This window comes from Cupriavidus sp. FW306-01-F10A (assembly GCF_058782785.1).
On record NZ_JBYSYA010000017.1, the window covers coordinates 88,940 to 108,039 of the forward strand.

17 protein-coding genes are annotated in these 19,100 nt (G+C 66.6%); 10 read left to right on the plus strand and 7 right to left on the minus strand.

The features are described from left to right. Nucleotides 1-50 precede the first annotated feature (50 nt). From AC3WLF_RS22485 to AC3WLF_RS22495, 3 genes are read right to left on the minus strand one after another with little or no spacing between them, the layout of a single operon-like run. Nucleotides 51-1,520, minus strand: coding sequence for an aldehyde dehydrogenase (locus AC3WLF_RS22485; RefSeq protein ID WP_492358867.1), 1,470 nt, complete (start codon nucleotides 1,518-1,520; stop codon nucleotides 51-53). A gap of 32 nt (nucleotides 1,521-1,552) precedes the next feature. After that, nucleotides 1,553-2,149 (minus strand): thiamine pyrophosphate-dependent enzyme, encoded by a 597-nt coding sequence (locus tag AC3WLF_RS22490; protein WP_492351374.1) that lies wholly within the window; start codon nucleotides 2,147-2,149, stop codon nucleotides 1,553-1,555. 4 nt (nucleotides 2,150-2,153) lie between these two features. After that, nucleotides 2,154-2,687 (minus strand): phosphonopyruvate decarboxylase, encoded by a 534-nt coding sequence (locus AC3WLF_RS22495; protein WP_492319608.1) that lies wholly within the window; start codon nucleotides 2,685-2,687, stop codon nucleotides 2,154-2,156. A gap of 134 nt (nucleotides 2,688-2,821) precedes the next feature. Between AC3WLF_RS22495 and AC3WLF_RS22500 the strand changes: the two genes are divergently transcribed. Then, complete coding sequence (locus AC3WLF_RS22500; protein ID WP_492319476.1) at nucleotides 2,822-3,751, plus strand: LysR family transcriptional regulator; 930 nt, start codon at nucleotides 2,822-2,824, stop codon at nucleotides 3,749-3,751. Nucleotides 3,752-3,769: 18 nt separating this feature from the next. Here the strand turns inward: AC3WLF_RS22500 and AC3WLF_RS22505 are convergent, their stop codons facing one another. Together AC3WLF_RS22505 and AC3WLF_RS22510 are read right to left on the minus strand one after the other, a co-directional pair. Further along, the gene (locus AC3WLF_RS22505; RefSeq protein ID WP_492319475.1) at nucleotides 3,770-4,783 is read right to left on the minus strand and encodes a Bug family tripartite tricarboxylate transporter substrate binding protein; all 1,014 of its coding nucleotides are present in this window, start codon (nucleotides 4,781-4,783) and stop codon (nucleotides 3,770-3,772) included. Between the two features lie 226 nt (nucleotides 4,784-5,009). After that, nucleotides 5,010-5,990 carry a tripartite tricarboxylate transporter substrate-binding protein gene (locus AC3WLF_RS22510; RefSeq protein ID WP_492319474.1) on the minus strand — a complete coding sequence of 327 codons (981 nt, stop codon included), beginning with the start codon at nucleotides 5,988-5,990 and terminating at the stop codon, nucleotides 5,010-5,012. Nucleotides 5,991-6,507: 517 nt separating this feature from the next. Here AC3WLF_RS22510 and AC3WLF_RS22515 point away from each other — a divergent pair. The 3 genes from AC3WLF_RS22515 to AC3WLF_RS22525 are packed head-to-tail and all read left to right on the plus strand — an operon-like array spanning nucleotide 6,508 to nucleotide 9,257. Further along, nucleotides 6,508-7,503 carry a Bug family tripartite tricarboxylate transporter substrate binding protein gene (locus AC3WLF_RS22515; RefSeq protein WP_492319473.1) on the plus strand — a complete coding sequence of 332 codons (996 nt, stop codon included), beginning with the start codon at nucleotides 6,508-6,510 and terminating at the stop codon, nucleotides 7,501-7,503. A 38-nt stretch (nucleotides 7,504-7,541) separates the two neighbouring features. Next, on the plus strand, nucleotides 7,542-8,897 hold the full coding sequence (locus tag AC3WLF_RS22520) for an acyclic terpene utilization AtuA family protein (RefSeq protein WP_492319472.1): 1,356 nt from the start codon (nucleotides 7,542-7,544) through the stop codon (nucleotides 8,895-8,897). A gap of 9 nt (nucleotides 8,898-8,906) precedes the next feature. Beyond that, the gene (locus tag AC3WLF_RS22525) at nucleotides 8,907-9,257 is read left to right on the plus strand and encodes an AtuA-related protein (RefSeq protein ID WP_492319471.1); all 351 of its coding nucleotides are present in this window, start codon (nucleotides 8,907-8,909) and stop codon (nucleotides 9,255-9,257) included. Nucleotides 9,258-9,274: 17 nt separating this feature from the next. Here the strand turns inward: AC3WLF_RS22525 and AC3WLF_RS22530 are convergent, their stop codons facing one another. After that, nucleotides 9,275-10,093, minus strand: coding sequence for an IclR family transcriptional regulator (locus AC3WLF_RS22530; RefSeq protein ID WP_492319470.1), 819 nt, complete (start codon nucleotides 10,091-10,093; stop codon nucleotides 9,275-9,277). Nucleotides 10,094-10,134: 41 nt separating this feature from the next. Then, nucleotides 10,135-11,328 carry an acyl-CoA dehydrogenase family protein gene (locus AC3WLF_RS22535; protein ID WP_492319469.1) on the minus strand — a complete coding sequence of 398 codons (1,194 nt, stop codon included), beginning with the start codon at nucleotides 11,326-11,328 and terminating at the stop codon, nucleotides 10,135-10,137. Nucleotides 11,329-11,555: 227 nt separating this feature from the next. Between AC3WLF_RS22535 and AC3WLF_RS22540 the strand changes: the two genes are divergently transcribed. Genes AC3WLF_RS22540 through AC3WLF_RS22565 form a run of 6 tightly spaced genes read left to right on the plus strand, consistent with a single transcriptional unit; the run spans nucleotide 11,556 to nucleotide 19,087 of the window. Next, nucleotides 11,556-12,989 (plus strand): FAD-binding oxidoreductase, encoded by a 1,434-nt coding sequence (locus AC3WLF_RS22540; protein WP_492358868.1) that lies wholly within the window; start codon nucleotides 11,556-11,558, stop codon nucleotides 12,987-12,989. Nucleotides 12,990-13,008: 19 nt separating this feature from the next. Further along, entirely contained in the window at nucleotides 13,009-14,094 is a 1,086-nt protein-coding gene (locus AC3WLF_RS22545; protein ID WP_492319467.1) for an ABC transporter substrate-binding protein, read from the plus strand. 38 nt (nucleotides 14,095-14,132) lie between these two features. Continuing rightward, nucleotides 14,133-15,224, plus strand: coding sequence for an ABC transporter ATP-binding protein (locus AC3WLF_RS22550; protein WP_058696498.1), 1,092 nt, complete (start codon nucleotides 14,133-14,135; stop codon nucleotides 15,222-15,224). Continuing rightward, nucleotides 15,221-16,990, plus strand: a complete 1,770-nt coding sequence (locus AC3WLF_RS22555; RefSeq protein ID WP_492319466.1) for an ABC transporter permease subunit — start codon at nucleotides 15,221-15,223, stop codon at nucleotides 16,988-16,990. Before AC3WLF_RS22550 ends, AC3WLF_RS22555 begins: the two co-directional genes overlap by 4 nt. A gap of 11 nt (nucleotides 16,991-17,001) precedes the next feature. Continuing rightward, nucleotides 17,002-17,916 (plus strand): 4-hydroxy-tetrahydrodipicolinate synthase, encoded by a 915-nt coding sequence (dapA, locus tag AC3WLF_RS22560; protein ID WP_492319465.1) that lies wholly within the window; start codon nucleotides 17,002-17,004, stop codon nucleotides 17,914-17,916. A 13-nt stretch (nucleotides 17,917-17,929) separates the two neighbouring features. After that, the gene (locus AC3WLF_RS22565; protein ID WP_492319464.1) at nucleotides 17,930-19,087 is read left to right on the plus strand and encodes an alpha-hydroxy acid oxidase; all 1,158 of its coding nucleotides are present in this window, start codon (nucleotides 17,930-17,932) and stop codon (nucleotides 19,085-19,087) included. Nucleotides 19,088-19,100 lie beyond the last annotated feature (13 nt).

The window sequence follows — 19,100 nt, forward strand, 5'->3', positions numbered from 1 at the left end:
TCAAACCGCTACCGGTTTGCTCCCCCGCCACAGCCTTCGGCAAGACACAATCAGCGGATCGTGAACGGATTGCCCGTGGCAGCCCCGGTGTTGATCCACACACTCTTGGTCTGCAGGTACGACTCGATCGCGGCAATACCGTTTTCCCGGCCGAGGCCCGAGTCCTTGTAGCCGCCGAACGGCGACATGAAGCTGACGGCGCGATAGGTGTTGACCCATACCGTGCCGGCCTGGATCTTCTCCGACATGCGGAAGGCGCGGCCGATATCCGAGGTCCAGACCCCGGCGCCAAGCCCATAGCAACTGTCATTGGCAATCGCGATGGCTTCGGCTTCGTCCCTGAACTTCAGGATGGACAGCACCGGTCCGAACACCTCCTCCTGCGCGATGCGCATCTTGGGCGAGACCCCGGCAAAGATGGTCGGCTCGACAAACCATCCGTCTCCGCAGGACGCCGGCTTGCCGCCGAGCAGCAGCTGCGCCCCTTCCTCCTGCGCGATCTGGATATACGACAGCACCTTTTCATACTGCGCGGGCGTCGTGACGGGCCCCACCTGCGTGGAGGCATTCATCGGGTTGCCGAGCTTTGCCGTGCCGGCCAGTGCCAGCAGCTTTTCGACAAAGACATCGTGGATGTCTTCCTGCAGCAGCAGCCGTGAACCGGCGATACAGGTCTGGCCGCTCGCGGCGAAGATGCCGGAGACGGCGCCGTTGACGGCGTCATCCAGGTTGGCATCGTTGAAAACGATGTTCGGCGACTTGCCGCCGAGCTCCAGGCTCACGTGCTTGAACTGCGCCGCACACTGCTGGTTGATCACGCGCCCGGTGGCGTCCGAACCGGTGAAGGTCACCTTCTTGACCAGCGGATGCGTCACCAGCGGCGAGCCCACCTCGGTGCCAAACCCGGTCACGACGTTGAATACGCCCGCGGGAAAGCCGGCTTCCTCGAACAGCAGCGCAAGCTCGAGCGCCGACACCGAGGTGAACTCCGACGGTTTCACCACCACGGTACATCCCGCCGCGAGAGCCGGCGCGATCTTCCACGCCAGCAGCATCAGCGGCGAGTTCCACGGCGTGATGGCGGCCACCACCCCCAGCGGTTCGCGCCGGGTGTAGTTGAAGTAGCCCTTCTTGTCGAGCGGAATGACCGTGCCTTCGATCTTGTCGGCCAGCCCGCCGAAGTAATAGAACCACTGCGGCAGGTACTTGAGCTGCGCGCCCATCTCCGCCAGCAGCTTGCCGTTGTCCTGCACCTCGAACTCGGCCAGCCGCTCGGCGTCCCTTGCGATCAGGTCACCGAGCTTGCGCAGCAAGGAGCCACGTTGCGTCGCAGTCATCTCCGACCAGGGGCCCGAGCGGAACGCCTGGTCGGCCGCCTGCACGGCGCGGTCGATATCCGCTGCGGTGCCGCGGGCCACTTCGGCCCAGGTCTTGCCGGTAAAGGGATTCCGGGTTTCAAACCAGCGACCGTCGCTTGCATTGACGAAGGTGCCGTCGATGAACATTTGATACTGCTTCATGGCGCGATGCTGTCCGTGTTGGTGTTGGCAGATCAGAACGGTGCGAAGCCGAGATGCTCGCGGAAGCGGTTCTTGACGAAGGTGCCGTCGCGCGGCGGCAGGGCCCGCTGCGGCTCGTCGGTCGAGATGTAGACCTGCGCCACGGTCATGCCGTCTGCCTGCCTGATGGCTTGCGCGAGCTTGCCCAGCTCATCGATATCGGAGATCTCGAGCGTCGTCGGCACGCCGACCGCCTTCGCCACCTGGGCCAGGTTGGTCCCCAGGCTGGTGTGGCTCTGCTGCATGCCGGTCTCGCCGAAGTGGCCGTTATCGAGAATCACGATGTTCAGGTTCTTCTGCTGTTGCGCCGCCGCGGTGGCCAGGCTGCCGATGCCCATCAGCTGCTCGCCGTCGCCGGTGATGGCGATCACGGTCTTCTCAGGTTGTGCGATGGCAAGGCCGAGCGCCAGCGAGGTGGAAGCGCCCATCGCGCCCCACAGATAGAAATTGCCGGGACGGTCGCCAGCGGCAAACACGTCGTACGAAGGCGAACCGAGGCCCGATACCAGGAGCGCGTCGGGAAATTGCTTCAGCAGTTCGGCAACGAACTTGCGGCGGTCGATGCCGGGCTTGGAGGTAGAGGTAGTCATAGGATCAGCGCATCCACTTTTTACGGCCGATAAGGCTCTGGGACAGGAGAACGGCAACGCGGTTGCCAGCATCGAAGGCGGAAACCAGACCGGCGTCGACCAGCTCGGCGGCTTCTTCCGGCGAGTTCACGCGATAGACCGTGATGCCCATCAACTCCAGCGCGCGCTGGGTGGCCAGGCCCATCGGGTTCTGCCAGGGATTGAACTCGGCGTACTCGCCGCGCATGGTCACCAGGGTGAAGAACGGGAACTTGCAGCTCTCCAGCAGCGAGAACATGTTCACGCAGTTGCCGACGCCGCTGCTCTGCATCAGCAGCACAGCGCGTTCGCCGCCCAGCCAGGCGCCGCTGACGACGCCCACGCCTTCTTCTTCGGTGGTGAGCACCACGTCGCGGATTTCGGGGTCGGCCTTGGCGCGTCGGATGACATGCGAGTGGCCGGCGTCGGGCACGTAGGCCACCTGGCGGATGCCGTTCTGTTTAAGGACCTGAAAGATGTCCTCTTGCCAGGCAAGAGACTCTGAGTTGTTTGTCGTCATGGTGCGCAAGTTATGAAAGGGGGAAAGCGGGGGACAACGTTTGCTATCATAGAGTTGACTAGCTGGAACCATGAAATACAATTAATTGATGCCTGCAATCACGAAGTTGAATGCCGGCCGGGGCCTCTACAGATATGGACATCAAGCAGCTTCGCGCCCTGTTAGCCATCGCCGAGACCGGCAGCGCCACCAAGGCGGCCGAACTCCTGCGCATCGTGCAGCCGGCGGTTTCCCGGCACGTGCGCCTGCTCGAGGAGGAACTCGGCGTCGAACTTTTCGAACGCGAGCGCCATGGCATGGTCCTGACCGACGCCGGCCGCACGCTGGTCGAATACGGCCGCAGGGCGCTGCAGGAACTCGATCGGGCCAAGGCGGAGATCAAGCCGGCGTCTGGCGCGATTTCAGGCACTGCGGTCATCGGGCTACTCCCAAGCACTTGCGAACTGCTGGCAGCGGAGCTGGTTGCCACGGTGAAGGCCAGGCATCCGCAACTGGTGGTACGTCTCAACGTCGGCTACGCGGGGAACCTGCTGCAGTGGCTCGAGGCTGGCGACGTGGAGGTCGCCCTGCTCTACGACACCAAGAGTTCTCCCGGCCTGCACGCCGAAGCACTGCTCGATGAACAGCTCTACCTGGTGGGACCCGCTGGCACGCTTGCGCCAGGCGAGGAACAAACCGTCGAGAGCTTCCGCGACCTGCCGCTGATCCTGCCTAATGCCCCGCACGGGCTGCGCAGCGTGGTCGAGCATGCCTGCGCGGTCGCCGGCTTCAGCCCCACGATCGCCGTCGAGACCAACTCCCTGGCCGTTCAGAAAAACCTGGTTGCCAAGGGCTTCGGCCACACCGTGCTCCCCAGCTCCGCCGTGTCTGAGGAGATGGAGGAAGGCATCCTTGCCGGCGCACCCATCGTGTCGCCCAACCTGTCGCGCCGCATCGTGCTGGCGCACGCGGCCACCCGCAGGCTGACACCCGCAGCCAGCTTCGTCTCCGCCGAGCTGGTGGCATTGATGAAGCGGCTGGTGCTCGACGGCGCATGGCCCGGTGCATCCTGGATCAGCGCCTGATACGGTGCCAGCGGCAGTTCAGTCCAGTTCGATGTTGGCGGCCTTGATGACCTCGGCCCACCGGCGCGTCTCAGCCTGGACAAACTTGCCCGCCTTGTCCGGGGTGGAATCGACGATGGGCTGCACGCCGATCTTTTCCATGCGCTGACGCACCTCCGGGTCCTTGACAGCCGTCTGCAAGGCAGCGCTCAGCTTTTCAATGACCGGGGCCGGCGTGCCCTTTGGCACCATCACCATATTCCACAGCGACGTTTCATAATTGGCGTAGCCCGCTTCCTTCATCGTCGGCACGTCCGGCAGCACGCTGGAACGCGTGGCAGTCGTGACCGCGAGCGCCTTCAGGCGGCCGGACTGGATCATGGGCGCAGCCGTCGACACGGCATCGGTGATGAGCTGGACGTCGCCGGAAATCACCGACTGGATCGCCTGGCTGGCGCCACGGAACGGAACGTGGGTGAGCTTCAGGTGCTCCTGGAATTGCAGCAACTCGACCGCCATATGGACGGCGCTACCCTTCCCTGCCGAACCGTAGCTGTACTTGCCAGGATTCTTCTTGATGTCCTCGACCAGTTCCTTCGCCGTGTTCGCCTTTACCGAAGGATTGACCGCCAGCACCATCGGCACCCCCGCGACCACAGATACCGGCACCAGCGCATTGACGGGGTCATACGGCAGCTTCTTGTAAAGCGTGGCGTTGATGGCGTGGGAACTGGTGCCGAACAACAGCGTGTAGCCATCCGCCGGACTCTTGGCCACCACATCGGTCGCAATGGTGCCGCCGGCACCCGCCTTGTTTTCCACCACGAGCGGCTGCCCGAGCAAGGCGCCGAGCTTGTTCGCCACGATGCGCGCCACCACGTCGGTGCTGCCGCCGGCGGCGAAGCCTACGACCAGGCGGACGGGATGGTCAGGGTAAGCAGCCTGGGCGTGCGCGCTGAACGAAATGAGCGCACCGATCCCCACTTGGGCAAGCAAGCGTTTCATGTCTCTTCCAGTTAGATAGTTTTGGTTGGGTGGCGCATTGCGCGTCAACACCCTTTGAGACGATGGTAGCGAGCAACCGTGGCGACGGTGAAATAGAAAATTCCGCTGCTGCTATCAAGGGCCGGCATGCCTGGGGCTTCTACTGCGGTGTTAACCCGAAGCTTGCTCAGCGGGCGCCGCGTAAACGCAAGTACGCCGCGCAGCCATCGCCACGCGGCGTACATTCAGGGTCCAACGGAACGCAAGCGCTGCCGCGCTTGCCGCCTGCAGGATGTCAGTCGGCCTCCACCTTCATCGTCTTCAGCAACGGCTGCCACTTGTCGCTTTCCGCCTGGAGCCAGGTGCGCAGCCCTTCCGGCGTCTGCTTGTCTACCGGAACAACCTCCGCACCCAGGTCGTCAAGCCGCTTGGCCACGGCAGGATCCTTCAGTGCCTGCTGCAGCGCCTTGGTCAGCCTGGCAGTGACCTCGGGCGGCGTGCCCTTGGGCGCATAGATCCCGTGCCAGACCTTCATCGAGAAGCCCTTCAGGCCGCCTTCCTGCAACGTCGGCGCATTGGGCAGCGCCTTGATGCGGCTCGGTGTCGTCACGCCATACAGCTTGACCCGGTTGGCGTTGATATGCGGCAGCGTCGAGGTGGTCTGGTCGCACAGCAGGTCCACCTGCCCGCCCAGCAATGCCGTCAGCGCGGGGCCGGTGCCCTGGTAGGGAATGGAGGTCATCTTGACTTTGACTGCCTCCTCGAACAGCAGGCCGCAAAGCTGCGAAACCGCGCCAAGGCCGGCATTGGCCAGCGAGACCTTCTCCTTGTTCTGCTGCACGTACTTGATCAGCTCGGCCGCGTTGGCCGGCGGCAGGTCCTTGCGGCCCAGCAGCGTCATCGGCACATCCGCCACCTGCCCGATGTACTCGAAGTCCTTCAAAGGGCTGAAGGAGAGCTTCTTGTACAGCGCCGGCGCCGTCGCCATGCCGTTGTGGTGGATCAGGATGGTGTAGCCGTCGCGCTGCGCCCGCGCCACAAATGCGGCAGCCACGGTGCCGCCGGCGCCGAGCTTGTTTTCCACGACAACGCTCTGCCCCAGATCCTTCGACATGGCCTGCCCAAGCGCCCGGGACACCACATCGGTCGGGCCTCCGGCCGAGAACGGCACCACCAGCGTAATCGGCTTGGACGGATAGGCATCCGCTGCCAACGCCCCCGCGGAAAGCGCCAGGCCGAGCGCCCCGCCCGTGACCCACTTCATACCGGCCAGCATGGCCCTGCTTGCTTGAACGCACATAGCACCGTCTCCATGTCGCCGGCGCGCTTATCGTGTCGCGCCGGTCGGTTTATCAAACAGGGCTAGAGTGGGGGATAGCGGCACCGGAGGGCAATCCGGATTTATCGAACGGGCCATACGGCCAGGCCGAACGCAGGCCGGCCGATCACCTGGTCTGGAACATCTGCCCGAAGTCGCAGGTCTCCCGGGCCAGCATGGCGATGGACGACACAAGCTTGCTGCGCTGGTCACTCTTGCAGATGACGGCATCCGCCTGCCACCATGGCGCATCTTCCGGCAGCAGGTCGAAGCTTCATGTTCAGCGCTCCATAGCCACGCGCCCACGGAGCTGGTCCGCCTGAAACCGCCTGAAACCGCCTGAAATTTTCATCCAGTGAAAATATGCGGCATTCGTTTGACGCTGTTTCGTACCGCTCCCTAAGATCTCCCACACAGAGTTTCCCTCGACGAAACCAGATGCGCGCGCACCGCCTCGCGCCCAGGAGACAACCCGATGCAGCGTCATTCCCGCCAGCGGCGCGCCGTAGTTGCGGCGCTCGCCACCCTGCCTGCCTTGTGCGCCTGGTCCGCACCGGCCTGCGCGGCAGAGGCCTTTCCTTCGCGTCCGATCCGGCTGGTGGTGCCCTTCACGCCCGGCGGCACCACTGACATCCTGGCGCGCCTGGTTGCGCAGAAGGCCGGCGAGGCGCTGGGCCAGCAGATCGTGGTCGACAACCGCCCGGGCGCGGGCGGCAACATCGGCGCCGAGGCCGTGGCGCGCAGTGCGGCTGACGGCTATACGCTACTGATGGGCACGTTGGGCACGCAGGTGACCAACCAGTTCATCTACCCGCGCATGCCGTATGACAGCACCCGGGACTTCGTGCCCGTGACGCTGGTCGCCAATTCCCCCAACGTGCTGCTTGTCAACAGCACGCTGAACGCCAGGTCGGTGGGCGAACTGGTGACGCTGGCCAGGCGCGAGCCGGGCAAGATCAACTATGCCTCGACCAGCACCGGCGGGTCGCCCCACCTGTCAGGCGAGTTGCTGAACATGATGGCGGGCGTCAGCATGCAGCACGTGCCGTACAAAGGGGCCGCCCCCGCCATGACGGACCTGCTCGCGGGCCAGGTCAACCTGATGTTCGACAACCTGCCGTCCGCGCTCGCCCAGATCCAGGCTGGCAAGGTGACGGCGCTGGCGGTCACCAGTGCCAGGCGGGCATCGGTGCTGCCTTCCGTGCCGACCGTGCGCGAGTCGGGGCTGCCGGGCTATGAAGTCAATTCCTGGTTCGGGCTGCTCGCGCCGGCCGGCACGCCGCCCGAGCGCGTGCGCCAGCTCCAGCAGGCCGTGGACAAGGTGCTGGCCACGCCTGACGTGCGCAAGCGCATCGAACAGCTTGGTGCCGAGCCGGGCGGCGAAGGCTCCGCCGCGTTCGCGGCGCAGATCAGGAGCGATACGGAAAAATGGTCGCGCGTGATCCAGACCGCCGGCATCAAGCCGCAATGACACCGCCCGGCAGCGCCAACCCCTGACACAGGACAACCATGACCAAGACCAACACCCTTCGCATCGGCTCGGGATCGGGCTGGTGGGGCGACCGCGTCGAGCCGGCCGAGCGTTCGGCGCGCCTGGGCAAGCTCGACTACCTGTGCTTCGAGACCATGGCCGAGGCCACGGTATCTGCCGCGCAGGTGCGCAAGCGGCGCGACCCGGCCTTCGCCGGCTACGACACCTATCTCGACGAACGCATGCGCGCAGTGCTGCCCCCGTGCATCGCCAATGGCACGCGCATCATCAGCAACCAGGGCTGGATTCATCCGCTCGGCGCTGCCCGGCGCGTGGCCGAGCTCTGCGAGGAACTGGGCCTGCCCGGTGTCAGGATCGCCGCGGTCACCACCACGGACCTGACCGGGAGCATCTGCGAGCTGGATCTCACCCTGCTGGAAAGCGGCGCACCGGTTTCCTCGCTGCGTGAAACCCTGATCAGCGCCGAACCATACGAAGGCGCCGAGCCGATCGTCGCCGCGTTGCGCGCGGGCGCGCAGATCGTGATCACCGGGCGCGTGGCCGACCCGTCGCTGTTCCTCGCGCCGATGATCCATCATTTCGGCTGGTCGCCGGACGATGTGACACGGCTTGCGCGCGGCAGCGCCATCGGCCATCTGCTCGAGTGCGGCGCGCAGGTGACGGGGGGATATTTCGGCGACCCCGGCTACAAGGATGTGCCGGAACCATGGAACCTGGCTTTCCCGATCGCCGAGGTGGAGGCCGACGGCAGCGCCGTGATCGGCAAGGTGGATGGCAGCGGCGGGCGCATCGACCTGCAGACGGTCAAGGAGCAGATGTTCTATGAAGTCCACGACCCGCGCCGCTACATCACGCCGGACGTGGTGGTCGACTTCTCGACCGCGGTGCTCGAACAGGTGGGGCCGGACCGCGTGCGCATCAGCGGCGTGAGCGGGCAGCCGCGCACCGATACGCTCAAGGTGTCGCTGGGCTGCACCGAAGGGCATATCGGCGAAGACATGTTCTTCTACGCGGGACCGGGTTGCCTGGAAAAGGCCAGGCTGGCCAAACGCATCCTCCAAGCGCGCTTTGCCATGGCAAGGTTGCAGGCGGATGAGGTGCGCATCGACTTCCTCGGCGTCAACGCCGTGCACGGCGCGGCCTCGCCCGAGCCTGCCTGCGAGCCCAACGAAATCGCGGTCCGCGTCGCCGCGCGCACCCGCACGCGCGAAGAAGCCGCCAAGGTCGGCCGCGAGATCGACAGCATGGCGGTCTGCGGCCTGGCCTCCACCGGCAAGCGCGTGCCGCACCAGGAGCGCACGCGCGAGATCATCGGCGTCTGGTCGGCGCTGGTGCCGCGCGCATTGATCACCTCCCAGGTCCACTATCTCTGAGGATTCGCCATGCGTGTACCACTGCGACGTCTCGCACACAGCCGCTCCGGCGACAAGGGCAATACTTCGAACACGGCGGTCATCGCCTACGCGCCGGAGTTCTACCCGCATATCAAGGCCCAGCTGACGGCACCCGCGTTCAAGGCGCTGTACGGCACGCTGCTCACGGGCGCGGTCACGCGCCATGAAGTGGATGGGCTGCAGGTGCTCAACTTCGTCGCGGAGGGCGCGCTCGGCGGCGGTGTGTCGCGCAGCCTCGCGATCGACAACTACGGCAAGGCGCTGGCCAGTGCCGTGCTGCGTTTCGAAGTCGAGATACCTGACGCGCTGGCCGGCCTGCTGCGCGGGCCGGCGTCATAGGCTCGCCAGGGTAGGCGTCAGCCGCCGCCGGACTGGCGCCCCCTGGCACGCCGGCCGTCCGTGCATGCGTCGGCCCGCGGCGGTATCACGGTGCGCGTCCAGGCGCTGGTGATGCGCCGCGCCTCTTGCTTGAGCTTGCGCGCCAGCGCGGCCTCGCGCGAGCGGATGCGCGCACTCGTCGCCGCCACGCTCAAGGCACCGATCGGCCGGCCCTCATAGTCGAGAATCGGCACCGCGATGCCGCCCATGCCGTCGACCACCCAATCGAGAAACAGCACATGCCCGCGCGCGCGGGCGGCCTCGATTTCCGCGGCGATGCACGCCGCATCGAGCCGCGGGTGCTTGCCAAGCTTGCGCGTGGTCTGCTGCAGCCGGCGCGCGCGCTCGGGCGCGGGCAGCCATGCCAGCACCGCCAGGCTGCCGGCGCCCACGCCGAGCGGCCGGCGCGTGCCGACCGTCACGTAGTTCGCCCGTATCGCATATGTGCCGGGTTCCAGGTCGGTGCACACGGCCTCGCCACGGCTGGCCTCGGTCAGCACGGCGGTATCCTCGAACGCCTCCACCAGCCGTTCCAGTGCCGGACGCGCCAGCTTGCGCAAGTCCACGCGCCGCTGCGCCACGTCTGCCAGCTGGAAGATCTCGGGCCCGATGCCGTAGCGGCGCGCCTGGTCGCGCGTGGCGAACCCCTCCTGCACCAGCAGCTCGAGCATGCGCGAAGCCGTGGCCGGATCGAGCCCGGTGGCGCGCGCCACGTCGCTCATGCGGCGCACTTCCGGATCGGACAGCGCGCGCAGCACGGCCAGGGCGCGCTGGATCGGGGATGGGCGCGATGGCACCTGGCGGGCCCGCTCAGGCAGGCCCGGCGCCAGGGCGGCGCTCAGCCATGATGCGATGCTGCCAGGGTATCGCGCTTGATCTTCTTTGCCAGCGACCACTTGTGGACCTCGGTCGGGCCGTCGTAGATGCGAAACGCACGCACTTCACGGAAGACCTGTTCGACAATGGTGTCGCGCGAAACCCCGATGCCGCCGAGGATCTGCACGCAGCGGTCGGCCACGCGGAACAAGGCATCGGACACGGCCACCTTGGCCATCGAACTCTCCGCGGTACCCAGGGAGCCGCCGTCGAGCACCCCGGCGCACCAGTCGATCATCAGCGCGGCCTGCTGCAGGTCGATCAGGTTCTCGGCCAGCATGAAGCCCACGCCCTCGTGGTCGATCAGCAGCTTGCCGAAAGCCTTGCGCGTGGTGGCGTAGGCTCGCGCGATCTCGTCGGCACGCGCCACACCCCCGAACCAGCGCATGCAATGCGACAGCCGCGCCGGCGACAAGCGAACCTGCGCATAACGGAAGCCCTCGTCCACCTCGCCCAGCACCTGGTCCTGCGGCACGCGCAGGCCGTCGATCAGGACCTGTGCATGCCCGCCCGGCATGGAACTGTCGATGGTGTCGAGCAGGCGCTCGATGCGGATCGCCGGATGCGGCAGGTCGACCAGGAACATGGTGGCCTGCGCGCGCTCACCATCGCCGGTGCGCGCCATCAGGATGCCGACGCTGGCCCCTTCCGCTCCGGTGATGAACTTCTTGCGGCCGCGGATCACCCATTCGCCGCCGTCCCTGACCGCGGTGGTCTGGAGCATCGACGGGTCGGAACCGGCCCCGCCTTCTTCCGCCGGTTCGGTCATGAAGAATGCGGAGCGGGCCTCGCCGCTGACCAGCGGTGCAAGGAAGCGCTGCTGCTGTGCCTCCGTGGCGACCTTGCCCAGCAGGAACATATTCCCCTCGTCCGGGGCCATGGTGTTGACCGCGACCGGCCCGAGGGGCGACAAGCCCGAGCGTTTGAGCACGGCCGCGGTTTCGAGCTGGGTCAGGTGAGAGCCGTCGGCCAGGATATGTGGCGTCATGACGCCGGCCGCGCGCGCCAGGTCGCGAAGCTCGGCGACCAACCCGGCCGTCGGGCCATGGGCTTCGCAGCGCACGTCGCGCTCATAGGGCATCACGACGTCGCGGACAAAGCGCTCGACGCGATCGGCAATGACACGGCTTCTTTCTGTGGGACAGGCGGTGAACATGGTGAGCCTCGTTGTCAGGACAGGATCAGATTGTAGGACGGCACGCCGCCGGGCCGCTGTCACGGAAGGCCGTTCGCACAAGGAACCCCCGACATCTGGTCTGCAGCCCCTTGCCCGTCGATCGACGGAATAATCGCATTGCGATTACTGATATGTGGATTTCACCTATACCTATGCTCATGACAATCGACTAGTATGGCTTCAATCGAGCACGAGGGCACAAGGCGATGTCACTTGTATTGAAGCTGAAAGACCTGTTGGGACCCGATGCGGTTCTCACCGAACCCGCGGACGTAGCCGCCTACGTCGAGGACTGGCGCGGCCGCTATAAGGGCCCGGCGCTGTGCGTGGTGCTGCCGGCCTCCACCGCGCAAGTCGCCGCGGTGGTGCAGGCCGCGGTCCAGGCCAACGTGCCCGTGCTGCCGCAAGGCGGCAATACCAGCCTGTGCGGCGGCGCGGTGCCGGCCCCGGACGGCACGCCGCCCATCGTCATCAGCCTGGCACGCATGCGGCGCATCCGCGCCATCGATGCGGCCAACAACTCGATGGAAGTCGAGGCAGGCTGCGTGCTGGCCGCGATCCAGCAGGCGGCGGCGGAACAGGGGCGTCTCTACCCCGTGAGCCTGGGCGCCGAAGGCTCCTGCCAGATCGGCGGCAACATCGCCACCAATGCGGGCGGCACCGGCGTGCTGCGCTATGGCAACACCCGCGACAACGTGCTCGGCCTTGAAGTGGTCCTGCCTGACGGCCAGGTCTGGAACGGCCTGTACCGCTTGCGCAAGAACAACACCGGCCTCGATCTCAAGCACCTGTTCATCGGCTCCGAAGGCACGCTCGGCGTGATCACCGCCGCCACGCTCAAGCTGCATCCGCTGCCCACCGCGCACGCCATGGCGTGGCTGGCGGTGCGCACGCCGCAGGCGGCGCTGGAGATGCTGGGACGCTTCCAGCAGCGCTGTGGCGCCACCCTGTCCGCGTTTGAAATGCTCAATCACGTGCAGTTGCAGATCGTGCTCGATCACGTGCCCGGCCGCCGTGCGCCGTTGCCTGCCAGCCATCCCTGGCACGTGCTGGTGGAACTTGCCGACACCGGCCGGCGCGAGCTGCTCGACGAGGTGCTGCAGGAAGTGCTGGAGCAAGGCGTGGCCGAAGGCCTGGTCGACGATGCCGTGGTGGCCGCCAGCGGCGCGCAGCGCGAAGCCATGTGGCAGGTGCGGCATAGCGTCTCCGAAGGCAACAAGAAGGCGGGCCTGGGCCTGAACACCGATTGCGCCGTGCCGGTCTCGGCGGTGCCGCAGTTCATTGAGCGCGCCACCGCGGCGGCGCATGCGGTCCTGCCGGATTTGCCGATCATCGTCGTTGCCCACCTGGGCGATGGCAACGTCCACTTCATCCCGCTGGTGCCTTTCCCGCAGTGGCAAGCGCTGCCAGCGCGCGATGCCGTGGCCGCCCGCATCAAGCACGCCATCGACCAGGTGGCCTACGAACTGGGCGGCACCTTCAGCGCGGAACATGGCATCGGCCAGGTCCTGACCGAGGAAATGGCGCAGTTCAAGCCGGCGGTCGAGATCGCCATGATGCACGGCATCAAGCGCATGCTCGACCCGCGCGACCTGTTCAACCCCGGCCGGCTGCTGCCGTCCCCACCTTCCCAGCAATAACGGCAATCAAGGAGCTCGCATGAACGACCACAGCCCCATCAACTCTTCTCGCCGGCGTGCGCTCAAGGTCGCCGCTGCCGGCCTTGGCACGCTTGCCGCGCCCGCCGTGCTCCAGTACGCGCGCGCGCAGTCCAAGCGCATCGTGGTGCGCGACGACGGCGGCATCTACACCAAGGCCTACAGCGCGGTGTACTACAAGCCGTTCACCGAGAAGACCGGCATCGAGGTCGTGGGCGTGCAGGCCAACGCCGAACCGGTGGCGCAGATCCGCAGCATGGTCGAGACCAGGAACTACACCTGGGACATGGCCAAGATCAGCCAGCCGGCCATCCTGCTGCTGACGCAGGGCGGCAAGGTCTACCTGGAGAAGCACGGCCTGGAGGGCGACGCCACCGTCAAGACCATTCCGGCGCATTTCATGTCGCCCTATGGCGTGGGCACCAACGTCTACAGCACGGTTCTCGCCTATCGCACCGACGCCTTCAAGGGCCGCAAGGCACCGTCGTCGTGGGCCGACTTCTGGAACGTCAAGGATTTCCCCGGCCGCCGCGCCCTGCGCAAGCACCCGTTCGACACGCTGGAAGAGTCGCTGATGGCCGCCGGCACCGCGACCTCCGCGCTCTACCCGCTCAATGTCGACCAGGCCCTCGCCAACCTGGAGAAGATCAAGGCCAGCGTTGACGTGTGGTGGAACTCCGGCGCCCAGGTAGAGCAGATGCTCAAGTCCGGCGAGGTCGACATGGTGGCCACCTGGGTGTCGCGCGCACAGAGCGCGGCCGCCTCCGGCGCCCAGGTCGGCATCGTCTGGAACCAGAACCTGTGGGGCGTGGACAACTGGTCCATCCTGGCCGGCACGCCGAATGCGCAAGCCTGCCGCGAATTCATCAAGTTCGCGTCCGACCCCAAGCGCATGGCCTCGCTGGTGGAGTACTTCCCGGCAGGCGTGACCCAGCCGGATGCCTTCAAGTACATCAAGCCCGAGGTCGCGAAGAACTGCCCGACCCACCCCGACAACATCAAGTCGGGCGTGCAGATCAACGCCAAGTACTGGCTCGACAACCAGGCCGCGGTGATGGAGAAGTTCAACGGCTGGATCCTCAAGTGATCTGAACCTCTTCTCCAGACACCACCAGCAACGACACGATGCCGAATTTCAAACTCAAGATTTCCGGGCTGACCAAGCGTTATGGCGACTTCGTCGCGCTGGCCCCGACCGACCTTGAAGTGGCCGAGGGGGAATTCCTTACCCTCCTGGGCCCTTCGGGCTCGGGCAAGACCACGCTGCTCAGCCTGATCGCCGGGCTGGCCGTGCCGGACGGCGGCCAGCTGTTGATCAATGGCAAGGACGTGACCTATGGCGCCCCCTACGAGCGCGATATCGGCATGGTGTTCCAGAACTACGCGCTGTTCCCGCACATGACGATCGCGGAGAACATCGCCTTCCCGCTGAAGATGCGCCGGGTCGACGCGGCCACGGCGAGGCGCCAGGCACTGGAAGCACTGGAAATGGTCCGCCTGCCCCACGTCGCGGCGCGCTTCCCGAAGGAACTCTCGGGCGGCCAGCAGCAGCGCATCGCGCTGGCCCGCTGCCTGGTCTACAAGCCGTCGATCATCCTGATGGATGAACCGCTGGGCGCCCTGGACAAGAAGCTGCGCGACCACATGCAGCTGGAGATCAAGCGCATCCACCGCGAGCTGGGCACGACCATCGTCTATGTCACCCACGACCAGGAAGAGGCGATGACGATGTCTGACCGCATCTGCCTGATGAACGGCGGCAAGATCGAGCAGCTAGGCACGCCGTCGGACCTGTACTTCCGCCCGCGCACGCTGTTCGTGGCCGACTTCCTGGGCGAATCGAACCTGTTCGAGGGCACGGTCACGGAAGTGCGCGGCGACCACGTGGAGGTGGCGCTGGCACAGGGGGGCGCCGTCGCCCACGCGGTCACCAATGCGCCGGTGGCCGCCGGGGGCAAGGTGCGGGTCATGGTGCGGCCGCAGAACATCGCCATGGCCAACGGCGTCACCGCCGCCAATGCGGTCAGCGGCAAAGTGCTTGACAGCATGATCACCGGCAGCCTGACCAAGCTGTACGTGGAATCCGATGCCGCCGGCCAGGCCCCGGTGGTGCTGTCTTACCCCACCTCGATGGGCGCTTCCCGGCACGCGGTCGGGCAGCAAGTCACGCTCACCTGGCAGCGCAGCGACGCTGTCGCCGTCCCGGATTCCCTATGACCGCCGTCGCCCTGCAACGCCGACCCCTACCCTGGCTGCGGCCCGCCTTGCTGGCCGCGCCGCTGGTGCTCCTGTTCGTGGTGCTGCTGGTCTACCCGGTCGGCCAGCTGCTGCTGCTGAGCGTCTACAGCGACGGTGCCTTCACGCTGGCCAAGTACCGCCAGCTGTTTGCGTCGTCGGTCTACGTCGACGTGATGCTGATCACGCTGAAGATCTCGCTCTGGACCACGCTGCTCTCCGTGGTCGCCGGCTATCCGGTGGCCTACCTGATCTCCTCGCTGTCGAAGGACAGGAAGGCAAAGTGGCTGTTCTGGGTGCTGCTGTCGTTCTGGACCAGCTTCCTGGTGCGCGCCTTTGCCTGGATCGTGATGCTGGGCCGCAACGGCGTGGTCAACCAGTTGCTGAGCGCCGCGGGCATCCAGGACGCGCCGTCCAACCTGCTGTACAGCCTCGGCGCCGTGCTGGTGGCGATGGTGCACGCGCTGATGCCGCTGGCGGTGCTGACCATGCTGTCGGTGATGGAGAACATCGACCGCAACCTCCCGCGCGCGGCGCTTACGCTTGGGGCACGGCCTGGCACGGCGTTCTGGCGCGTCTACTTCCCGCTCTCGATGCCGGGCGTGGCGGCTGGCGCCATCATGGTGTTCGTCACCGCCGTCGGCTTCTTTATCGTGCCAGCGCTGCTGGGCGGACGCAAAGAGATCATGGTCGCCCAGCTGATCATCGACCAGGTGCAGCAGACCATGAACTGGGGCTTCGCCGGCTCGATCTCGGTGTTGCTGCTGCTGGTCGTGCTGGCGGTGTTCGCCCTGTATGACAAGGTGCTCGGGCTCTCGTCGATGGCAGGCGGAGCGGAGCAACGCACCCGCTCCGCCGCCGCGCACGATGGCGTGCTGCATCGGCTCGGCGACAGCGTGCTGGGCGCACTGGGAGCGGTCAGCGACAAGCTGCTGGCACTGGTGCCGCGCGGCCGGCGCGAGCCGCAGCCGGGCGACTCGCTGCCGCTGCGCACGATCGTGCTGATGGTGCTGCTGTTCCTGAGCGTGCCGGCGCTGCTGATGATCCCGCTGTCGTTCGCCGACAAGTCGGGCCTGAACTGGCCGCCGCGCGGCTTCACGCTGCAGCACTACCAGGACATGCTCGCGTCGCCGCTGTGGATGCAGGCCGGGCTGCGCTCGCTGCTGGTCGGCCTTGGCGCCGCGGTGCTGGCGCTGCTGGTCGGCACGCCGGTGGCGTTCCTGCTGGCGCGCTCGCAGATGCGGGGCAAGTCGCTGCTGCTGGCGTTCGTGCTGTCGCCGATCATCATCCCGCGCATGATCATCGCGGTGGGGATGTTCTACTTCTTCGCCAGGGTCGGGCTGGTCGGCACCTCGCTCGGCCTGATGATCGGCCACACCGTGATTGCCGTGCCCTATGTCGTCATGACGATGATGGCGGTGCTGCGCAACTACGACACGCGGCTCGACCTGGCGGCGCAAAGCCTGGGCGCCAGGCCCTGGCAGACGCTGCGCTACGTGACGCTGCCGATCCTCGCCGCCGGCCTGTTCTCGTCCTTCCTGTTCGCCTTCGCCACCTCGTTCGACGAGCTGACGATCGCCCTGTTTGCCTCTGGCGGACTGAGCGCCACCCTGCCCAAGCAGTTCTGGGACGAGGTGACGCTGCAGCTTTCACCGGTGATTGCCGCGGTGTCTACCTGCCTGTTCGTCTTCGTTACCATCCTGATCACCTGCGCCGAGCGCTTGCGCCGCAAGAGCGCCGGGCGCTGAGAACCCTATCCATGAACAACAAGCTTACCGCCGCCGACCTGCGCGGCATCTTCCCCGCCATCCCGACGCCCGTGACGGCCGACGACAGGATCGACCAGGACGCCACGCGCAAGCTGATGGCCTACCTGCTGGCCAACGGCGTTGCCGGCGTGGTGCCGCTGGGCGGCACCGGCGAATACGGTGCCCTCTCGCGCGAGGAGCGCGTCCGCATGGCGGCCCTTTGCGTCGAAGCAGCGGCTGGCCAGGTTCCCGTCATTCCCGGCGTGCTCGACCCAGGGTTCCACGATGCGCTGGATGCGGGCAAGGCCTTTGCCGGCGTTGGCGCCTCTGCCCTGATGGTGCTGACGCCCTATTACACCTCGCCGACCCAGCAAGGCATCCGCGACTACTTCCTGCGCTATGCCGACGCCTCGCCGGTGCCGGTCATGATCTACGAGATCCCCTACCGCACGCGGATCGCGATCGCGCCCGAGGTGCTGCACGAGCTGTCGCGCCACGAAAACATCATCGGCATGAAAGCCTGCAACACCGACATGTACCACTTCCTCAAGGTGGTGGCGGGTGTCGACGACAGCTTCAGCGTGTTCAGCGGCGAGGACAGCCTGTTCCCGCTGCACATGGCGGCGGGTGCCAGGGGTGGCGTGGTCGTGACCGCCTCCGTGCTGCCGCGCACCTGGCGTGCCATCTATGAGCTCGGCGTGGCCGGCAATACCGCTGAAGCGGTACGCCTGCACCGCGAGCTGATTCCGTTGCTGGACCTGGCCTTCTCCGAAACCAATCCGGGGCCGCTGAAATCCGTGCTCGACCTGGTGGGCGTGACCGCGCCGAAGGTGCTGGCACCGCTGGTAGCGCCGGCGCCCGGGCTGCAGGCACAGCTGCGTGCCGAACTGACGCAGCGGCTGCAAGCCGAGGCCGCCCTCGCCTGAGGCGCCGACGATCATGCTGCCGGCCATCAAGGACTATCGGGACCTGGCGCGGCGCCGGCTGTCGCGCTTCGCCTTCGACTATCTGGAGGGAGGCGCGGAGGACGGGCGCACGCTGGCACGCAACCTGGCCGCATACCAGGCACTGCTGTTCCGGCCGCGCGTGCTGCGCGACGTCACGGAGATCGATCCCGGCATGGAGATCTTCGGCCGCAAGTACCGCCTGCCGTTGCTGGTGGGCCCCACGGGGCTGAACGGACTGTACTGGCCGAAGGCCGAAGAGGCGCTGGCACGGGCCGCACACGCCGAGGGCCTGCCCTTCGTGATGTCGACGGCATCGACCTCGCTGATCGAAGACGTGCGCGCCGCCACTGACGGCGACCTGTGGCTGCAGCTCTACGTGCAGCGCGACCGCGCCATCGCCGAAAACATGATGGCGCGCGCACGCGCCGCCGGCTTCAGCACGCTGATGCTGACCGTCGACACCATGGTGCACGGCAAGCGCGACCATGACATCCGCAACGGCTTTCGCATGCCGGTGCCGTGGACGCCGCGGCTGCTGGCCGACCTGGCGGCCCATCCGCGCTGGTGCCTGCGCATGCTGCGCCAGGGCGGCTCGCCGCAGCTGGTCAACCTGGCCCGCAGCAGCGGGATGGCCAACGACCTGAAGGCGCAGGCGGCGGGATTGAGCCGGCAGATGGACATGTCGCTGTGCTGGGACGACATCGCCTGGCTGCGCCGGCACTGGCACGGGCCCGTCATCATCAAGGGTATCCTTACGCCGGCCGACGCGGAAATCGCCGCCCGCCAGGGCCTGGACGGCATCGTGGTCAGCAACCACGGCGGCCGCCAGCTGGAAGGCGCGCCCAGCGCAGTCGAGATGCTGCCCGCCATCGTCGCGGCGGCGGGCAGGATGCACGTATTCGTCGATGGCGGCGTGCGCCGCGGCGCCGACATCGCCAAGGCGCTGGCAATGGGCGCCCGCGGCGTGCTGGTGGGGCGCGCACCGCTTTACGGGCTGGCGGCGCGCGGTCCCCGCGGCGTGGCGGAAGTGCTGGCCATCCTGCGTGGAGAATTCGAGACCACGCTGCGGCTGCTCGGCGTTCCGCAGGCCGCCAGGCTGGACACTGCCGCGCTCTCGGACGACCATGCCGCGCGGCTGGCCGCACTGTAAGCCATGAAAACAA

Excerpts from the sequence above, each read along its gene's own strand:
- AC3WLF_RS22485 (WP_492358867.1), bottom strand. The coding sequence starts at position 1,520 with ATGAAGCAGTATCAAATGTTCATCGACGGCACCTTCGTCAATGCAAGC.
- AC3WLF_RS22565 (WP_492319464.1), top strand. The coding sequence starts at position 17,930 with ATGCTGCCGGCCATCAAGGACTATCGGGACCTGGCGCGGCGCCGGCTG.
- AC3WLF_RS22545 (WP_492319467.1), top strand. The coding sequence starts at position 13,009 with ATGAACGACCACAGCCCCATCAACTCTTCTCGCCGGCGTGCGCTCAAG.
- AC3WLF_RS22535 (WP_492319469.1), bottom strand. The coding sequence starts at position 11,328 with ATGTTCACCGCCTGTCCCACAGAAAGAAGCCGTGTCATTGCCGATCGC.
- AC3WLF_RS22490 (WP_492351374.1), bottom strand. The coding sequence starts at position 2,149 with ATGACTACCTCTACCTCCAAGCCCGGCATCGACCGCCGCAAGTTCGTT.
- AC3WLF_RS22515 (WP_492319473.1), top strand. The coding sequence starts at position 6,508 with ATGCAGCGTCATTCCCGCCAGCGGCGCGCCGTAGTTGCGGCGCTCGCC.
- AC3WLF_RS22520 (WP_492319472.1), top strand. The coding sequence starts at position 7,542 with ATGACCAAGACCAACACCCTTCGCATCGGCTCGGGATCGGGCTGGTGG.
- dapA (WP_492319465.1), top strand. The coding sequence starts at position 17,002 with ATGAACAACAAGCTTACCGCCGCCGACCTGCGCGGCATCTTCCCCGCC.
- AC3WLF_RS22525 (WP_492319471.1), top strand. The coding sequence starts at position 8,907 with ATGCGTGTACCACTGCGACGTCTCGCACACAGCCGCTCCGGCGACAAG.
- AC3WLF_RS22495 (WP_492319608.1), bottom strand. The coding sequence starts at position 2,687 with ATGACGACAAACAACTCAGAGTCTCTTGCCTGGCAAGAGGACATCTTT.
- AC3WLF_RS22510 (WP_492319474.1), bottom strand. The coding sequence starts at position 5,990 with ATGCTGGCCGGTATGAAGTGGGTCACGGGCGGGGCGCTCGGCCTGGCG.
- AC3WLF_RS22540 (WP_492358868.1), top strand. The coding sequence starts at position 11,556 with ATGTCACTTGTATTGAAGCTGAAAGACCTGTTGGGACCCGATGCGGTT.
- AC3WLF_RS22550 (WP_058696498.1), top strand. The coding sequence starts at position 14,133 with ATGCCGAATTTCAAACTCAAGATTTCCGGGCTGACCAAGCGTTATGGC.
- AC3WLF_RS22555 (WP_492319466.1), top strand. The coding sequence starts at position 15,221 with ATGACCGCCGTCGCCCTGCAACGCCGACCCCTACCCTGGCTGCGGCCC.
- AC3WLF_RS22500 (WP_492319476.1), top strand. The coding sequence starts at position 2,822 with ATGGACATCAAGCAGCTTCGCGCCCTGTTAGCCATCGCCGAGACCGGC.